Here is a 1,086-nt window from a genome sequence, read left to right as displayed (position 1 = left end):
CGTTGTCCGACAGCAGGCGGGGACGATGCTCGACCCTGACCTTGTCACAGCCTGAGGCGGCCAATGCAAGATCGAGTGTGTCAGTGACGTCGCCCACCTTCATGCTGGTGCACAGCTTCCAGGCGATGATGTAGCGGGAATAGTCGTCGAGAATGGTCGACAGATAAAACCATCCCCAGCCGATGACCTTCAGATAGGTGAAGTCGGTTTGCCACATCTCGTTCGGCCGCGTGGTCTTGTCCTTGAACTCGTTGTTGGCCTTGATGAGGATATAGGCTGGCGAGGTGATCAGATCGTGGGCCTTGAGCAGGCGATAGACCGAAGCCTCTGATACAAAATAGCTTTCCGTGTCGGTGAACTTCACCGCCAGTTCACGCGGCGACAGATCGGCGTGGTCCAGCGCCATTTCGATAATGCGATCCCGGATATCGTCAGGGATGCGGTTCCACACCCGTGATGGCGCGGGCGTCCGGTCTTTCAGTCCTTCGACGCCATGGGTCAGAAACCGGTCATACCAGCGATAGAATGTCGGCCTTGGAATGCCAAGCCGGTCGAGGGTTTGTCTGGCCGACAGGTGCGATTGCTCGACCAACCGAATGATCTCAAGCTTCTCGGTGGCGGGATATCTCATTCGTCGTCGCCCCCATCCCCGATCATGCTTTTTTTAAGCAGGCGGTTTTCCAGAGTGACGTCGGCCAGCGCCTCCTTCAGGTCACGGCTTTCACGACGCAGCGCTTTTACTTCGTCGCTGGTGGCAGAACGGGCGGTGTCGCCTGCAAGGCGCTTCTTGCCTGCCTCGAGGAATTCTTTCGACCAGCTATAATAAAGGCTCTCGGCGATCCCCTCACGGCGGCAGATCGCAGCGATGCTGTCTTCCCCGCGCAGACCTTCCAAAACAATACGGATTTTATCCTCTGCCGAATAATGTTTACGCGTGGCACGACGGATATCTTTGATCGTCTTCTCCGCAGAAGACGTTTGGGGAACGGGTTTCTGTCTCATCTTTGCGTCCTTTGATAAAGCTATGATGAGCCGAAAATCCTCTCTTCTCAGTTAATACAATTTGGTCTCATGGGCGTTGATGTC

1 pseudogene is annotated in these 1,086 nt (G+C 55.4%); it reads right to left on the bottom strand.

What is annotated here, in order from left to right:
* Positions 1-1,002: pseudogene (locus tag KWJ32_RS28105) on the bottom strand (helix-turn-helix domain-containing protein); the annotation flags it as partial.
* Between the last annotated feature and the right edge of the window lie 84 nt (positions 1,003-1,086).

Source organism: Ochrobactrum sp. BTU2 (genome assembly GCF_024539785.1).
Lineage (GTDB): Bacteria > Pseudomonadota > Alphaproteobacteria > Rhizobiales > Rhizobiaceae > Brucella > Brucella anthropi.
This window is presented reverse-complemented; position numbering and strand designations above follow the sequence as displayed.